Origin of the sequence: Rhodopseudomonas palustris BisB18, from assembly GCF_000013745.1 — a bacterium.
In the GTDB taxonomy this organism is placed as follows: Bacteria; Pseudomonadota; Alphaproteobacteria; order Rhizobiales; family Xanthobacteraceae; genus Rhodopseudomonas_A; species Rhodopseudomonas_A palustris_F.
In genome coordinates this window covers 5431467-5447702 of the sequence record NC_007925.1, presented here as the reverse complement: position 1 = coordinate 5447702, position 16236 = coordinate 5431467, and the positions used below count along the sequence as shown (strand labels likewise).

At 67.7% G+C, this 16236-nt stretch carries 13 protein-coding genes; 8 read left to right on the top strand and 5 right to left on the bottom strand.

The genetic code is table 11. The annotated features are described in order from the left end of the window. The first annotated feature begins 102 nt into the window (after nt 1-102). Nucleotides 103-984: a 3-hydroxybutyryl-CoA dehydrogenase gene (locus RPC_RS24475; RefSeq protein WP_011475276.1), complete on the top strand. Its 882-nt coding sequence runs from the start codon at nt 103-105 to the stop codon at nt 982-984. Between the two features lie 134 nt (nt 985-1118). Next, nucleotides 1119-1319, top strand: a complete 201-nt coding sequence (locus RPC_RS24470) for a putative motility protein (protein WP_011475275.1) — start codon at nt 1119-1121, stop codon at nt 1317-1319. A gap of 166 nt (nt 1320-1485) precedes the next feature. Here RPC_RS24470 and tlpA read toward each other — a convergent pair whose 3' ends face one another. Continuing rightward, nucleotides 1486-2160 (bottom strand): thiol:disulfide interchange protein TlpA, encoded by a 675-nt coding sequence (tlpA, locus tag RPC_RS24465; protein ID WP_011475274.1) that lies wholly within the window; start codon nt 2158-2160, stop codon nt 1486-1488. A gap of 102 nt (nt 2161-2262) precedes the next feature. Between tlpA and argH the strand changes: the two genes are divergently transcribed. From argH to RPC_RS24445, 4 genes are all read left to right on the top strand, one after another. Then, nucleotides 2263-3660 (top strand): argininosuccinate lyase, encoded by a 1398-nt coding sequence (gene argH / locus RPC_RS24460; protein WP_041803284.1) that lies wholly within the window; start codon nt 2263-2265, stop codon nt 3658-3660. A gap of 87 nt (nt 3661-3747) precedes the next feature. Continuing rightward, on the top strand, nt 3748-4011 hold the full coding sequence (lptM, locus tag RPC_RS24455; protein WP_011475272.1) for an LPS translocon maturation chaperone LptM: 264 nt from the start codon (nt 3748-3750) through the stop codon (nt 4009-4011). Nucleotides 4012-4020: 9 nt separating this feature from the next. Continuing rightward, on the top strand, nt 4021-5286 hold the full coding sequence (gene lysA / locus RPC_RS24450) for a diaminopimelate decarboxylase (RefSeq protein ID WP_011475271.1): 1266 nt from the start codon (nt 4021-4023) through the stop codon (nt 5284-5286). A gap of 547 nt (nt 5287-5833) precedes the next feature. Then, nucleotides 5834-8386, top strand: coding sequence for a TIGR02302 family protein (locus RPC_RS24445; protein WP_011475270.1), 2553 nt, complete (start codon nt 5834-5836; stop codon nt 8384-8386). Nucleotides 8387-8563: 177 nt separating this feature from the next. Here the strand turns inward: RPC_RS24445 and RPC_RS24440 are convergent, their stop codons facing one another. The 4 genes from RPC_RS24440 to RPC_RS24420 all read right to left on the bottom strand — a co-directional run bounded on the left by RPC_RS24440 (nt 8564) and on the right by RPC_RS24420 (nt 14321). Further along, complete coding sequence (locus RPC_RS24440) at nt 8564-10024, bottom strand: pyridoxal phosphate-dependent decarboxylase family protein (RefSeq protein ID WP_011475269.1); 1461 nt, start codon at nt 10022-10024, stop codon at nt 8564-8566. Next, nucleotides 10021-11247, bottom strand: a complete 1227-nt coding sequence (locus tag RPC_RS24435; protein WP_041803283.1) for an ATP-grasp domain-containing protein — start codon at nt 11245-11247, stop codon at nt 10021-10023. The genes RPC_RS24440 and RPC_RS24435 overlap by 4 nt, the downstream gene beginning before the upstream one ends. Nucleotides 11248-13026: 1779 nt before the next feature. Beyond that, on the bottom strand, nt 13027-13398 hold the full coding sequence (locus tag RPC_RS24425) for a response regulator (RefSeq protein WP_011475267.1): 372 nt from the start codon (nt 13396-13398) through the stop codon (nt 13027-13029). A gap of 2 nt (nt 13399-13400) precedes the next feature. Beyond that, nucleotides 13401-14321 carry an MJ0042-type zinc finger domain-containing protein gene (locus RPC_RS24420; RefSeq protein WP_011475266.1) on the bottom strand — a complete coding sequence of 307 codons (921 nt, stop codon included), beginning with the start codon at nt 14319-14321 and terminating at the stop codon, nt 13401-13403. Nucleotides 14322-14528: 207 nt separating this feature from the next. Between RPC_RS24420 and ftsE the strand changes: the two genes are divergently transcribed. After that, a complete protein-coding gene (ftsE, locus tag RPC_RS24415; RefSeq protein WP_011475265.1) occupies nt 14529-15188 on the top strand; it encodes a cell division ATP-binding protein FtsE in 660 nt (219 codons plus the stop codon). After that, nucleotides 15181-16152: a cell division protein FtsX gene (locus RPC_RS24410; RefSeq protein ID WP_011475264.1), complete on the top strand. Its 972-nt coding sequence runs from the start codon at nt 15181-15183 to the stop codon at nt 16150-16152. Before ftsE ends, RPC_RS24410 begins: the two co-directional genes overlap by 8 nt. Nucleotides 16153-16236 lie beyond the last annotated feature (84 nt).

Below are 16236 nucleotides of genomic sequence, written 5' to 3'. Positions count from 1 at the left end.
CAAAGCAGAAAGCCGTGCCGGCTGTGCCAACGGACAGCGGCTTGATTCTATGCGAGGATGGGGCGCCGCGATCCGCGGCAAGCCCTCCGATGAGATGACAACATGGCGTTAGCAATCAAGAAAGTCGGCGTGATCGGCTCCGGCCAGATGGGCAACGGGATCGCCCATGTCGCGGCGTTGGGCGGCTTCGACGTGGTGTTGAACGACATCGCCGCCGACCGCACCAAATCGGCGATGGCCACCATCAACGGCAATTTGTCGCGCCAGGTCGCCAAGAAGATCATCACCGAGGAGGCCCGCAAGCAGGCTTTGACGCGGATCACCGGTGCCGACCGGCTCGACGGCCTCGCCGATTGCGACCTGGTGATCGAGACCGCGGTCGAAAAAGAAGAGGTCAAGCGCAAGATCTTCCACGATCTGTGCGCGGTGCTGAAGCCCGAGGCGATCGTCGCCTCCAACACCTCGTCGATTTCGATCACAAGGCTCGCCGCCTCCACCGACCGCCCGGAGCGCTTCATCGGCATTCACTTCATGAATCCGGTGCCGCTGATGGAATTGGTCGAGCTGATCCGCGGCATCGCCACCGACGACGCGACGTTCGACGCCGCCAAGGCGTTCGTCACCAAGCTCGGCAAGCAGATCGCAGTGTCGGAGGATTTCCCGGCCTTCATCGTCAACCGCATCCTGCTGCCGATGATCAACGAGGCGATCTACACGCTGTATGAGGGCGTCGGCAATGTCGAGGCGATCGACGCCGCGATGAAACTCGGCGCCCACCACCCGATGGGGCCGCTCGAACTCGCCGATTTCATCGGGCTCGACACCTGCCTGTCGATCATGCAGGTGCTGCACGAGGGGCTCGCCGACTCGAAATATCGGCCGTGCCCGCTGCTGGTGAAATACGTCGAGGCCGGCTGGCTCGGCCGCAAGACCAGCCGCGGCTTCTACGACTATCGCGGCGACAAGCCGGTGCCGACGCGCTGAGATGCGGCCCAGAATCGCGATAATTTTCATAGATTTAGCTTCGTTTTCGCGGGCCAAATACTGGCTGCGTCGGTGGTGCTGCAAAGGGATCGTTAATCCCGCCCGGCTAGACTGCCGGCTCGGAGTATAAGTCAATGGACATGAGTTTGATCAGCGCCGCGCTTGGCGCAAAGGCCGGCCAGGTGCAGATGCAGGTGGCCACCAGCATCATGAAAACCAACGCCGACGCGGAGAAATTCGCGGTGTCGACGTTGCTCGGCGCCGCCCAGCAGAGCGCCAATTCGCTCGCCAACGTGGCCTCCGGCATCGGCGGCAATCTCGACATCTCCGCCTGAGAGGGCCCCTTGTCCCGGACGCGGTGCAGCGCCCTTGGCGCTGCGACGCGAGCCGGGACCATTGCAAGCGCTGTCATTCGTAACGGCCCCGGCTCTGCAGCGCACCACGCCGCGAGAGCGGCGCATTGCACTGCGTCCGGGGCACGCTTCTGCCAGCGCTTTCAACCTACGGCGCCATCGCCGCGTTGATCAGCTTGAGCGCGTCGTCACTGTCCCATTCCGCCGGTCCGGCAATGGTGCCGATCTCGCAGCCGGCGCCGTCCATCAGCACCGAGGTCGGCATCCCCAGCGCCCGGCCTACCGCCTTGAGATCCTGGAACACCTTGGCGTTCGGATCGGCGAAATAGCCGAGCCGGGTGAGGCCGCCTTCTGTCAGGAAAGCCTTCGGCTTGGCGGGGTCGCGGGTGTCGATGTTGATCGCCACCACCTCGAAACGGTCGCTGCCGAGCTTGGCCTGCAGATTGTCGAGCGCCGGCATCTCCTTGCGGCACGGCACGCACCAGGTCGCCCACAGATTCACTAAGATGGTCTTGCCGCGCCAGTCCGCCAGCGTCTTCGGCTGGCCGGCGGCGTCGGAGAACGCCAGCTGCGGAATCCGCAGCGGCGCCGTCGCCATGGTCAGCGCCGCGACCTCGCCCTTCGCCAAAGGCGCGATTTTCTGCGCCAGATCGACCGCCGGACGGCACGCCGGATCGCCCGGCGGATTGCGCTTCAGGGCGCCGATCCCGTATACCCCGGCAAATCCCGCCGCCGTGCCGATCAGCATCGCGGCCAGGATGATGGGAATTCGGCGGGACGCGCTGCGGCGCGGCGCTGGAGACTTAGGACTGTCGTCGGTCATGCGGGATCGATATTCCAAGAGGCGGGCGCCGCTGTGCTGCGGCGGACGACGGGTTCAGGCATACAACAAGACGTGCAACAGGACATGATCGTGGCGAAAGACATGAGTAACAAGATGTGGGGCGGCCGGTTCAGCGAGCGCCCCGACGCGATCATGGAAGAGATCAACGTCTCGATCGATGTCGACCGCCACCTCTATGCCCAGGATATCGCCGCCTCGAAGGCGCACGCCGCCATGCTGGCCGCGCAGGGCATTGTCACCGCGAAAGATGCGAAAAATATCGCCAAGGGTCTAGACACGATTTTGTCAGAGATCGTCGCCGGATCGTTCGACTTCAAGCGCGCGCTGGAAGACATCCACATGAATGTGGAAAGCCGGCTCAGCGAGCTGATCGGACCCGCCGCCGGACGGCTGCACACCGCGCGCTCGCGCAACGATCAGGTGGCGACCGACTTCCGGCTGTTCGTGCGCGACACCATCGACGGCATCGACGCCGCGCTGGCGAGCTATCAGCACGCGCTGGCGACACGGGCGCTGGAGCACGCCGATACCGTGATGCCGGGCTTCACCCATCTGCAGACCGCGCAGCCGGTGACTTTCGGGCATCATCTGATGGCCTATGTGGAGATGGCGGCGCGCGACCGCGGCCGGTTCCGCGACGCCCGCAAGCGGCTCAACGAAAGCCCGCTCGGCGCCGCCGCTTTGGCCGGCACTTCGTTTCCGATCGACCGCGACGCCACCGCAAAGGCGCTCGGCTTCGAGCGGCCGATGGCGAATTCGCTGGACGCGGTGTCGGATCGCGATTTCGTGCTGGAAACGCTGGCGGCGGCCTCGATCGCCGCCGTGCATCTGTCGCGCTTTGCCGAGGAAATCGTGCTGTGGACCTCGCCCTTGGTCGGCATGGTGCGGCTCTCCGACAAATTCACCACCGGCTCCTCGATCATGCCGCAGAAGCGCAATCCGGACGCCGCTGAACTGGCGCGCGCCAAGACCGGCCGGGTGATCGGCGCTTTGACCGGGCTGTTGATCGTGATGAAGGGCCTGCCGCTGGCCTATCAAAAGGACATGCAGGAGGACAAGCAGGGCGCGATGGAAGCCTTTGCGGCGCTGTCCTTGGCGATCCGGGCGATGAGCGGCATGGTCAGCGACCTGGTGCCGGACCCGGCGCGGATGAAGCAGGCCGCCGGCGAGGGCTACGCCACCGCCACCGATCTTGCCGACTGGCTGGTGCGCGAATTGAAGATGCCGTTCCGCGACGCCCACCACGTCACCGGGCGGATCGTCGGCGAGGCTTCCAAGCAGGGCGTCGCGCTGCACGAACTGCCGCTGGCCGAGATGCAGGCGATCGAGCCGCGCATCACCCAGCAGGCGCTTTCGGTGTTGAGCGTCGAATCCTCGGTGAAAAGCCGCGTCAGCTACGGCGGCACCGCGCCGAAGAACGTCCGGGCGCAGGCCAAGGCCTGGCTCAAGCGGCTGGAAAAAGAACACAATTCAGGCTGACCGGGTGGATCGGAAATTGCTCCCGCTGCGGCTCTCGCCAGAGCGGAGCAATCTTTGTATGGTGCCCGCGCAATTGGGGACTTCGCCGTGAATCGCTTGATCCGCCCGTCCTGGGCCGTGCTTGCTCTGACCCTCGCCGCCCTGACGCTGGCGGGCTGCGGTCGCAAATCCGGGTTGGATCTGCCCCCGGGCGCTTCGGCGCAAGTCGCACCGACGCCCGATCCGGTCGCCGGCAGCGAACCGGCCGCGCAAAGCGGGCTGTTCGACCAGTCGGCCAGCAGCAGCGCGCCGCCGGTCGCCGCCAAGGGGCGCAAGAAGCCGTTCATCCTCGATCCGCTTCTCAACGACTGAGCCGCCGCAATGCATCATTTCGACTATCGCAACGGCGTACTGCACGCCGAGGCGGTGAACCTGTCATCGCTGGCGGATGCGGTCGGCACGCCGTTCTATTGTTACTCGACCGCGACGCTGGAGCGGCACTACCGGGTGTTCAGCGAGGCCTTCGCGGGCGTCGACGCGCTGGTGTGCTACGCGATGAAAGCCAATTCCAACCAGTCGGTGCTGCGCACGCTGGCCAAGCTCGGCGCCGGCGCCGACGTGGTTTCCGGCGGCGAACTGCAGCGCGCGGTGGCCGCGGGCATCCCGCCGCAAAAAATTCTGTTCTCCGGCGTCGGCAAGACCGCGACCGAGCTGCGCGCCGCGCTTGCGCACGACATCCTGTGCATCAACGTGGAGTCCGAGCCCGAGCTGGAATTGCTGTCGCGGATCGCCAGCGAGATGGGCCGCACGGCGCGGATCTCGGTGCGGGTCAATCCCGACGTCGATTCGGGCAGTCACGCCAAAATCTCCACCGGCAAATCCGAGAACAAGTTCGGCATTCCGATCAGCCGCGCCCGCGAAGTCTATGCTCGCGCCGCCAAGCTGCCGGGCCTCAAGGTCACCGGCGTCGACATGCATATCGGCAGCCAGATCACCGATCTGGCGCCGCTGGAAGTCGCGTTCCGGCTCTTGGCGGATTTCGTCACCGTGCTGCGCGGCGACGGCCACACGATTTCGCACGTCGATTTCGGCGGCGGCCTCGGCATTCCCTATTTCGAGGAGCCAGGCGTGCCGCCGGAACCGCAGGCCTATGCCGCCATGGTCAAGCGGGTGACGCACAATCTCGGCTGCACGCTGATGTTCGAGCCGGGCCGGCTGATCGTCGGCAATGCCGGCATCCTGGTCGCCCGCGTCACCTACGTGAAGCGCGGCGACGCCAAGAACTTCGTCATCATCGATGCGGCGATGAACGACCTGATCCGGCCGACGCTGTACGAGGCCTATCACGACATCCTGCCGGTGCAGCAGGCCGCGCCGGGATCGCGCGACATCGTCGCCGACGTGGTCGGCCCGGTGTGCGAGAGCGGCGACTATCTGGCGCTGGATCGCAGCATGCCGGAGCCTGCGCCCGGCGATCTCATCGCGATCATGACCGCCGGGGCCTATGGGGCGGTGCAGGCCTGCACCTACAACACCCGCGCGCTGGTGCCGGAGGTGCTGGTCAAGGGCGACAACTACGCGGTGGTGCGGCCGCGCGTCGATGTCGAGCAACTGATCGCGCTGGACCAGCCGGCGCCGTGGCTGTGAGCGGGTCGCCAGGTTGTCACTGAGAGCGTGACCGGACAATCAATCAGCTTTGCTAAGCAGGTGGCGTTTCGAGAGTAACGACCCTCTCTCCGCGTCATGGCCGGGCTTGTCCCGGCCATCCACGGAAACACGCACGGCCTTGCTCGTGGGCGTGGATGGCCGCGACGAGCGCGGCCATGACGTGTTGAGCTAAGTGCCAGGTCGCCCTCGCAGCATTTTCCGCGGGCCGCAACGAACCCTTCAGCCTGCCTGAACGAAAACCAAGTGGGACCGCCAGCCGCAACGAAAAAACCGGCGGTCCCGATCGCGACAGTACAATCTTGGCCGGGAAGTGCGGCTTCGCCGACCAACTGCGCGATGGAGCCACGGTAGCGGACCCCGGCTGATCAGCAACGCAATCCGCCTCTTAACCTAACCAATCAACCTTACCGCGACGGAAGGAAGCCTGCGGCCCCGATGGCGCCGTCACGCTATCGTGTTGGTGGCCGCAAGGTGCCTCATTGCCGCCGCTGTGCTAGGCTGCAGTCCGCACAACCCGGAGAGCTCATTGAGCGGCGCACCCCCCGACCCCTCGCAGATGCAGCGCGATCCCGATGCGGCCCCAGGCCTGCAACTGGCGCAGGCGCTGCGGCGGGCCAAGTGGGCGATCGCCTGGGAACGCAGTTGGCCGTCCTTGGCGCGGCTGCTGAGCGTCGCCGGACTGTTCCTGGTGCTGTCGTGGGCCGGGTTATGGCTGGCGCTGCCGTTTATCGGCCGCGCGATCGGGCTGGCGTTGCTGGTGGTGTTGGCGCTGACGGCCTTGCTGCCGCTGCTCAAGTTCCGCTGGCCGGGCCGCGACGAGGCGTTGAACCGGCTCGACCGCGGCACCGGCATCAAACATCGCCCGGCCACCGCGCTCGCCGATACGCTGGCGTCGAAAGACCCGGTGGCGCAGGCGCTGTGGCAGGTGCAGCGGCAGCGCACTTTGGCCTCGCTGAAATCGGTGCGCGCCGGGCTGCCGTCGCCGCGGCTGGCGATCCACGACCCCTGGGCGCTGCGCGGGCTGGTCGCGGTGCTGCTGGTCGCAACCTTCATTGCCGCCGGCGAAGAGCGCACGTCGCGGGTGGCTGCGGCGTTCGACTGGAACGGAGTGCTGGCGCCGGCGACGACCCGCGTCGACGCCTGGGTCGCGCCGCCGCTCTACACCAACAAGCCGCCGATCATCCTCACCGCCAGCCGCGAGGCTGCCGCAGCGGTGCTGCCGGTACCGGCCGGCTCGACGCTGGTGGTGCGGTCCAGCGGCGGCACGCTCGACGTCGCGGTGTCCGGCGGCATTACCGAAACGCCGCCGACCGCGCCGCCGCCCTCCGGCACCAGCGAACGGCATTTCTCCATTGCCGGCGACGGAACCGCGCAGGTGCGCTCGCCCTCCGGGCAGCCGCCGTGGAAATTCACCGCCGCCGCCGACCGCGCGCCGAGCATCGCCTTGGCCAAGGACCCCGAGCGCCAGGCCCGCGGCTCGCTGCAGATGTCCTACAAGCTCGAGGACGACTACGGCGTTACAGAAGCTCACGCCAGGTTCGCGGCTCGCCCCGGCGCTGCCACGGGCGGCGCGGCGCCGCGGCCGTTGTTCGAGCCGCCGCAATTCTCGCTGGTGCTGCCGAACGCCCGGACCCGCGCCGGCGTCGGCCAGACCGTGAAGGATCTCAGCGAAGATCCCTATGCGGGCGCCGAGGTGACGCTGACACTGACCGCCAAGGACGAAGCCGGCAACGAGGGCAAGAGCGAGCCGTTCGAGATGCGGCTGCCGGAGCGGCTGTTCACCAAGCCGTTGGCGCGCGCGCTGATCGAGCAGCGGCGGATTCTGGCGCTCGACGCCGGCCGCAACGCCGACGTCTATGCCGCACTCGACGCCATGATGATCGCGCCGGAGCTGTTCACGCCGGAGACCGGGCAGTATCTCGGGCTGTTCACGGTGTCCAACCAGCTCGAACGCGCGCGCTCCGACGACGCTTTGCGCGAGGTGGTCGGCAGCCTGTGGGCGCTCGCGGTGACGATCGAGGACGGCAACATCAGCGACGTCGACAAAGCGCTGCGCGCCGCCCAGGAGGCGCTGAAGCAGGCGCTGGAACGCGGCGCCAGCGACGAGGAGATCAAGAAGCTCACCGAGAATCTGCGCGCCGCGCTGGACAATTTCCTCAAGCAGCTCGCCGAGCAGATGCGCAATAATCCGCAGCAGCTGGCCCGTCCGCTCGACCAGAACACCAAGGTGATGCGGCAGCAGGATCTCAACAACATGATCGAGCGCATGGAGCGGCTGTCGCGCTCCGGCGACAAGGATGCCGCCAAGCAACTGCTCGAACAGCTGCAGCAGATGCTGGAAAACCTGCAGATGGCGCAGCCCGGCCAACAGGGCGACGGCGACATGCAGCAGGCGCTGAACGAGCTCGGCGACATGATCCGCAAGCAGCAGCAATTGCGCGACAAGACCTATCAGCAGGGCCAGGACCAGCGCCGCGACCGCGGCAAGAAGCCCGGCGAGCAGGGTTTGGGCGATCTGCAGCAGGATCAGCAGGGGCTGCGCGATCGGCTGAAGAAACTGCAGCAGGAGTTGGCGAAGCGCGGCATGGGGCAGGCGCCGCGCGGAGACAAGGGCGAAAAAGGCCAAGGCGGCGAGCCGGGCCAGCAGGGCGAACAGGGCGAGGGTGACCAGGGACAAGGCGGCGACGGCCTTGGCGATGCCGACAGCGCGATGGGCGATGCCGGCGGCCGGCTCGGCGAAGGCAATGCCGATGGCGCGGTGGACTCCCAGGGCAAGGCGCTGGATGCGCTGCGCAAAGGCGCGCAGAAACTCGCCGAGGCGATGCAGCAGGGCGAGGGCCAGGGCGACGGCCCCGGCAACCGGCCCGGCCGCCAGCAGAGCGGCGGCAACGACAGCGATCCGCTCGGCCGCCCGCTGCACGGCCGCGAATTCGGCGACGACCTCACGGTGAAGATTCCCGGCGAGATCGACGTGCAGCGGGTGCGCCGCATCCTGGAAGAGCTGCGCCGCCGGCTCGGCGACAGCCAGCGCCCGCAGATCGAACTCGACTACATCGAGCGGCTGCTGAAGGATTATTGATCCGCGTGTCCGGACGCGGGGCCGCGTTCTTCACGCGGCGCCGCGAGCCGGGACCGTTCCAAGCGCTGCGTTCCGTAACGGCCCCGGCTCTGCAGCGCACCACGCCGCAAGAGCGGCGCGTTGCACTGCGTCCGGCGCACGCTTTACGTAGGCGCAATCAACTCCAAAGATCGGCCGCTACTTCACCCGCGCCTCACCGAACCGCAGCACCGCCTCGATCAGCGCATCGACATCCTGCACGTCGGTGCGGTGGTTGACGATCGCAGCCCTGATCGCCAGCGCGCCGTGGATCGTGGTGGTCGAGGGCGCGACGATGCCGGATTCGTGCAGGTCGGCGACGATCTCGGCGTTGAGGTGGTTCGGATCGTCGCCGCGGAACCGGAAGCAGACGATGTTGAGCGCCACCGGCGCCAGCAGTTCCAGCCGCGGCTCGGCGGCGATCTTGCGCTCCAGATACTTCGCCAGCGCGCAGGTGCGTTCGATCATCGCGCCGAGCTTGTCGGTGCCGTAGGTCTTCAGCGTGAACCAGGTCTTCAGCGCACGGAAGCCGCGCGACAGATCCGGGCCGTAGTCGCACGGCCAGGGCGAGCCGGCGGCGAGGCCACGGGTTTCGCGGCGCAGATAGGCCACCGGCGCCGCGAAGGTCTCGCGATGCCGCTCGCCGTCGCGCACCATCAGGAAGCCGGCGTCGTATTGCACCTGGCCCCATTTGTGGAAATCGAACGCGATGGAATCCGCGCGCTCAAGTCCCTTCAGCCGCGGCGCGATCTGCGGCGACAACATGCCGAGTGCGCCGAACGCGCCGTCGATGTGAAACCACAGCTTCTCGCCGCGGCAGAGCTCAGCCAGCGCATCGAGGTCGTCGATCGCGCCGGTGTCGACCGCGCCCGCGGTGCCGATCACCAGGAACGGCGCCCGCCCGGCGGCGCGGTCCTCGGCGATCCGCGCCCGCAACGCCGTGACGTCGATGCGGTGGGCGGCGTCTTGGCCGATCCGGCGCAACGCGTCGCGGCCGAGACCTGAGAGATCCATCGCCTGGGCGATGCAGCCGTGGGCCGCGACCGAGGTGTAGGCGGTGAGCCCGGCCTCGCCGAGCCCGCGTTGCCGCACCTCGGTGCCGAGCGTCGCGGTGCGCGCCACCAGCACCGCCATCAGGTTGGCCATCGAGGTGCCGGTGACGAACACCCCGCTGGCGGTCTCCGGAAAGCCGAACAGCTGCCGGACCCAGCGCACGATCTGGCGCTCCACTTCGATCGGCATGTGGTTGCGGCCGCCGCAATTGGCGTTGAGCCCCGCCGCCAGCATCTCGGCCAAAACCCCGACCGGGGTGCCGCCGCCATGCACCCAGCCCATGAAGCCTGGATGCACATTGCCGGTGGCGTAAGGCGCAATCAGCTCGCTGAACTCACCATAGACGTCGCTCAGGTCGGAGGGCGCCCGCGGCAGCGCCTGCTGGAATTGCCCGCGCACCGCCGCGGGGATCGGCCGCCACACCGGGCGTTCGCGGACCTTGGCGATATAGTCCAGCATGTCGTCGAGCATGCGGTGGCCCTGGGCGCGCAATTCCTCCCAGTCTTGCGGATCGAGCGTCTCGCTGTGGCCCAACGCGTCCGCGGCCTCGCGCCGCGTCGTGCTCACGCCGCGCGGTCCGCATGCTGCTGCGCGCGTCGCTGCAGCATCGCGGCGAACGCGTCGAAGATCTTGTGCATCTGCGGCGGCTTGTAGGGAAACAGCTGCGGCGAATCCATGTTGTGCACCACCGCGGTGTTGTCGGCCTCGAAGATCAACAGGTCGCCGGATTTGGTCTGCGCGCAATCCACCATGAAGTAATCGAGCCCGACGCGCTCCGTCATCGCGGCGAGCGCCGAGCGATGCCGTAGCGCGAAGCCGAAATCGAAAGTGTGCATGAAGGTGGCCTCTTCCTGGCGCTTCTCCTCGCTTTCCGACATTCCGGCGTTGAGGTACCAGATGTTCCATTGATCGGCGATCGCCATATGGCAGGCATAGGCCTTGCCGTCGGCGATCGCGATCCGGTACTTGCGAAACTGTCCGTCTTCGCTGGAATAATCCACGAAGCGCGAAACGAAGAAGTCCTGCTCGCGGCGCTCGATCAGATAATTCGCCAGCTCCGTCGGGCCGTCGAGCTTGGCCAGGCCGACGCCGGCATGCGAGCCGCGCGGCCGGATGATCACCGGGAAGTCGGTGCCATCGGCGGCCTCCGGCAGCGTCTGCGACAGCAGCACCACCTCGAGCAATTGCGCGCGGCTGACCGCGATGGTGGCGGGAATATCGAGGCCGTCGATGCCGTTGAGCAGCCGATACAGCTTATCGCGGTCGAGGTTGGCGACCCGGTCCGGCGGATTGAGCAACGGCCGCGGCCAGCTCGGCGCCCGGGTGGCGATCTCGGCCAGCGCATGGCGGCATTCCTCGGAATCCGAGGCCACCACGATGGCGACGTCGTGCTCCGGCAGCGGATCGGGGATCGCGGCGCCGGGCACCACGTAGAGCGTGGTCAGCTCGATGTCGCTATTCTCCAGCAGGAATTCGATCGGCGTATTGCCGCCCATGTCGATCGCCGCCGCCAACGCCAGCACCCGCAGCCGCGGTTGCTCCGCCGAACACGGCGAGCGGAACAGCTGGTGCAGCGCCAGCACTTCGTCCTGAACGGCCAAGCCGGTTGCTTTTTGCCCGAGCAGTTGGGCGATCAGCGACAGGTCGAGGCCCTCGCCCGCGGAGGCTGTGCCGTTCGTCACCTTGTCGATCAGCTGCTGCCACAGCGGCAGCAGGCTGACGCCGTCGAACGCCATCTTGGTCAGCCGGGCGAAACCGATCCGGTCGGCGGCTGCGGTGGCGCCGCGCATCGTATCATCGGGCGGTGGTGTCATGGGATCCCTCGACATTGCGGTTTCGCTGTGCTGCCGCAGCAGCCATTCGGTTCTGGCGACGATCGTCGCGACGTTGGCGAGCTGGCGCTGCACATTGCTTCTGGCGAGCGCCGCATCGGCCGACCAGGCGTCGGTGACGTGACGCGCGCCGATGCAGATCCGCAACGCCCCGGTGGGTTGGCCGGCGGCGCCGCGCCATTCCACCGGCTGGCCGATCAGGCAGCTGGCCGCGGTCACGAGGTCGTCCGCCGGATCGGCTTCGACGCGGGCGAGCCCGCGGTGAATCGCCTTGCAGGCCTCGGGGGCCAGCGGGTTGCCGTCGGGCTCGAGCGTGAAGGCAAAGATCGTAGGCCACGCCATCTCGTCGTCGCCCTCGCCGGTCCGGTGCTGCAGCGGCAGCGGCCGCAACGACGGCGACGCCGCGATCAGCCGCGCAATGCCGGCGCCGAGCTCGCGGAGCGCGGCGCGGCGAAACTGTTCGGGCACCGCGTAATAGCCGCGGATCTCTTCGAGCGCGGCCTCCCAGCGCAGCCATTGCCCGATCTTCAAGCGCGGCGCGAATTGCGCGCGCAACGCCGCCCAGGCGGTCGGCCAGTCGCTGCGGACGTTGTAGGCCTGCAGAGCGGAGAGGTCGGCTTCGGTCGCCGCGATGGTTCGCGACAGCATGGGCGGCACCAGCAGCGCGCCGCTGAACGCCGGGCCGGTGAAATATTTCGAGCCGGTCAAAAGCACCATGGCGCCGCGCTCGAGGTACCAGCCGATCCGCCGTCGCGACAGCCGCATCTGGCAGGCGTCGACCACCAACTGAACTTGCGCCGGCCAGCGCGCCGCGATCTCGTCGATCACCGCGTCGCTCGGCGCGCGCCAGCCGAGCTTCGAGCAGTCCATCAGCTGCAACAGCACGCGATCGCCGGCGGCGACCGCGCGGGTCACCGCGCCGAGCACCTGCGCGTCGCATTCGGCGTCCGACAAGGGGTGGCCGGCGTCGTTGCGCAACGACAGCGCGACGCAGCCGACCGATTGCAGTCCGGCGAGCGGCGTTCCCTTGGCGACGGCCCGTCCATTCGACGTCAGGTCGCCGAAATGCCTGCCGCGCGCGGTGTGCGCGGTGCCGCTGCCGGTCTGGTCGGCGCCGACGATGATGGTGGTGAGGCGCTCGCCCAGCACCGCCCGGGTCAGTCCCAGCGCTTGCAACTGAGCGTCGGTGCCGGAGGCGGAAAACACCACCTCGGTCGCCGACGCGCCGAGCCCGAGCAGCGCCTTCAGGTCATGCCGCAGCTGTTCGACGCGCGCCTCGAAGGCGGCGTCGAGGCCGTGTTGAATCGCCGATTGCATCAGCGCGCCGCGCGCCCGTCCGGCGGCTTCATAGCCGCGTGGCGAAATCGAACTCGCGGTGCTGGAAGAGAATTCCAGGGTGTCGGCGCAGGGGGTTGGACGACAATAATAAGCGTTGACGCCATCGGGATGTGCCAGCGCCAGGCGGGCGTCGCCGTCGGACATCAGCAAGCGGTGCAGCGGCACGAACAGATCGCGCAGCTGCACGGCAGGGCTGTCCTGCCGGTGCGTCCGGGAGCCGAGATCACCAACCGCGGACAGTCGAATCCTGCCGTTCGACATTGCTCACCCTCTCGCCCGGCGCGGCCACCATCGAGGGTTTTCGGACGGTCGTATCGATCGCGGCGGTCGCCGCGAGCACCGCGGAACCGTAGATGGAGTATGGTTAACAACACCTTATCGGGGAGGCCGGTACTGTGCCTAACGTTGCGCGGCGAGCGCATCCGCCACCGCGGCGCGGATATCCTCCACCGAGAACGGCTTGGCGATGACGTCGTGCACGATGGCGTCGAGTCCGGAGGTGCGCTCGCGCTGATCGGCGAAGCCGGTCATCAGCAGGATGGTGAGCTTGGGAAACCCGCTCGCCGCCGCGAGCGCCAGCGCGATGCCGTCCATGATCGGCATCTTGATATCGGTCAGCAGCAGATCGAAGGAGCGGCGGTCGCGGTTCAGAATATCCAGCGCCTCGGCGCCGTCTTCGGCGGTGACGGTTTGATGTCCGTCCAGCGCGAGGGCGCGCGCCACCATCAGTCGCACCGATTCTTCGTCGTCGGCGATCAGCACCCGGGCCATCGCTATGCGCCCCCGCCCATGAGGTCGCGGCGACTGAAGAAACGCACGTCGATGCTGCGGGCTTCCGGCGGCGGCGAAGCCAGCCGCGATCGGAACCAGGCCTTTTCGCCGGGGTTCAGCACTGACTGTTCGAGCACCGCGTTCCAGGCGTAGATCTCGGTGCCGCGCTCGTCGCGGACCACGAAACGCAGCCGCGGCAGATCGACCGGCTTATTGGCCTGATCGAGGATGACGCCCTCGATCACCAATACCGGCTTGCCTTCGACGGTTTCGCTGCTGATCTTGACGTCCTTGATCGCCAGCCCGCGCAAATTGACCTCGAGTCCGGTCAACTTGTAGAACGTCGCGGTTTGCGGCAGCGCGCGGACCACGTCGGCGCGCCAGATCACCAGTCCCATCAGCAGCGCGGCCATCGCCGCGCAGGCGGTCGGCAGGCTGAAGATCGATCGGAACGGCTGCGGCAGCCGGGCGAACGGGTTGCGCGGCCGCGGCACCCAGGACGGCAGGCTGATGCTGGGCCGCTTCGCGCGCGGACGCGGCGGCGGCGGTGGCGGCAGATCGGCCTCTTCGTCCTGCTGCGCCAGCGCCGCCCATGCCGCCTGCGCCGCCAATTTTCGTCGCAGCACCGCATCCTCGTCGGACGGCGGCATCTCGGTGGAGATCGACGGACTGTCCACCGTCGGCGCCTTGGTGTCCTGCCAATCGGCGTCGGACGGCTGGGCGCTGACGGCGGGCGCCGGATCGGGCTCGGGCTCCGCCGCGCCGGCCATCGACGGCAGTCTGGCGTCCGCCGCAATCGCGTCCTCGGGCCGCGCCAGCCAGACCTGCTTGCAGCGGGCGCAACGCACGCTGCGGCCGGCCGCACCCAAGGTGTTCGGGCCGATCGCATAGGATGTCGTACAATGCGGGCAAACGATGTGCATGGAGCGAATCGTACCTATGATGCTAAGCCTAGCCTACCCCACGTCCGTTAACGAACCGGAAACCATAACCGGTTCACAACCGAGGCCGGGAACGGGTGTGGCCCGCCCCGGCAGGCCGGGGGCCTTTCGCGGTGCCCGGCGGCTCGGATGGCGACCGCTGTCGCGCCGTGCCATCCGCTGTCGCGCCACCCTCGAACGGAGCTGAATGTGGTTCGGTTCGAAAATGTCGGCCTGCGCTACGGGCTCGGTCCGGAGATTTTGCGCGATCTCAATTTCCAAATTCCGGCGCACTCCTTCCAGTTCCTCACCGGTCCGTCCGGCGCCGGCAAGACCTCTTTGCTGCGGTTGTTGTTCCTGTCGTTGCGGCCGACCCGCGGGCTGGTGACGCTGTTCGGCAACGACGTCTCGCAGCTCGGCAAGGACGAGATCGCGCAATTGCGCCAGCGCATCGGCATCGTGCTGCAGGATTTCCGCCTGCTCGACCACATGACCACTTACGAAAACGTCGCGCTGCCGTTCCGGGTGACCGGCCGCGACGAGTCGAGCTACCGCCGCGAGGTGATCGACCTGTTGAAATGGGTCGGGCTCGGCGAGCGGATGGATGCGTTGCCGCCGGTGTTGTCCGGCGGCGAGAAGCAACGCGCCGCGATCGCCCGCGCGGTGATCGCTCGCCCCCATCTGCTGCTGGCCGACGAGCCGACCGGCAACGTCGATCCGACGCTCGGCCGACGGCTGTTGCGGCTGTTCATCGAGTTGAACAAATCCGGCACCGCGGTGATCATCGCCACCCATGACATTTCCTTGATGGATCAATACGAAGCGCGGCGCCTTGTGCTGCATCAGGGACGGCTGCACGTCTATGAATAGAGCGGACCACGAACGCGGCGTGTTGATGGACCTCGGGCATGAACGCCCGCAGGTGCCGGCTCGGGCGCGCAATCTGGCGCCGATCGTGCCGCGGGCCTCGATCGCCGGCCGCGCGTTGGTCGCGGTGGTGGCGATCATGACGTTTCTGGCTTCGATCACCACCGGCGCGGTGCTGTTGATCAGTGCCTCGGCGGCGGAATGGCAATCCGAGGTCGCCAGCGAAATCACCATCCAGGTCCGCGCGGTGGCGGGCCGCGACACCGAGCGCGACGTCGCCGCGGTCGCCGAGGCGATGCGGGCGCAGCCCGGCATCGTCGACGTGCGGCCGTTCACCAAGGCGGAATCCGGCAAGCTGCTGGAGCCGTGGCTCGGCGCCGGGCTGTCGCTGGACGATCTGCCGGTGCCGCGCATGATCATCGCCCGGCTGTCGCCGGGCACGCCGCTCGATCTCGGCGAGCTGCGCCGCCGGGTCAGCGAGGCGGCGCCCTCGGCCAGCGTCGACGACCACCGCGCCTGGATCGAGCGGATGCGATCGATGACCGGCGCCACCGTGATCGCCGGGCTCGGCATCCTGGCGCTGGTGATCATCACCACCATCATCTCGGTGTCGTTCGCCACCCGCGGCGCGATGGCGGCGAACCGGCCGATCGTCGAGGTGCTGCATTTCGTCGGCGCCGGCGATCGCTACATCGCCAACCATTTCCTGCGGCATTTCCTCCGGCTCGGACTGGAGGGCGGGGTGATCGGCGGCGGCATCGCGATGCTCGGCTTCGGTTTTTCGGAATCGATCGCAAGTTGGTTTTCCGGCACCCCGGTGGGCGACCAGTTCGCGGCGCTGCTCGGGACGTTTTCGCTGCGGCCGCAAGGCTATCTGGCGCTGGCGGTGCAGACGGTGTTGATCGCGGCGATCACCGCATGGTCGTCGCGCCGAACGTTGTTTGCGACGCTCGACGAGATCGACTGAGCCGGGAAAATCGTGGCGTTGCGACATGCGGTTGTCCCGGCGCGCCGCCGGCCGGGCGATGTGCTGAGACCGCTCGGACTTCAA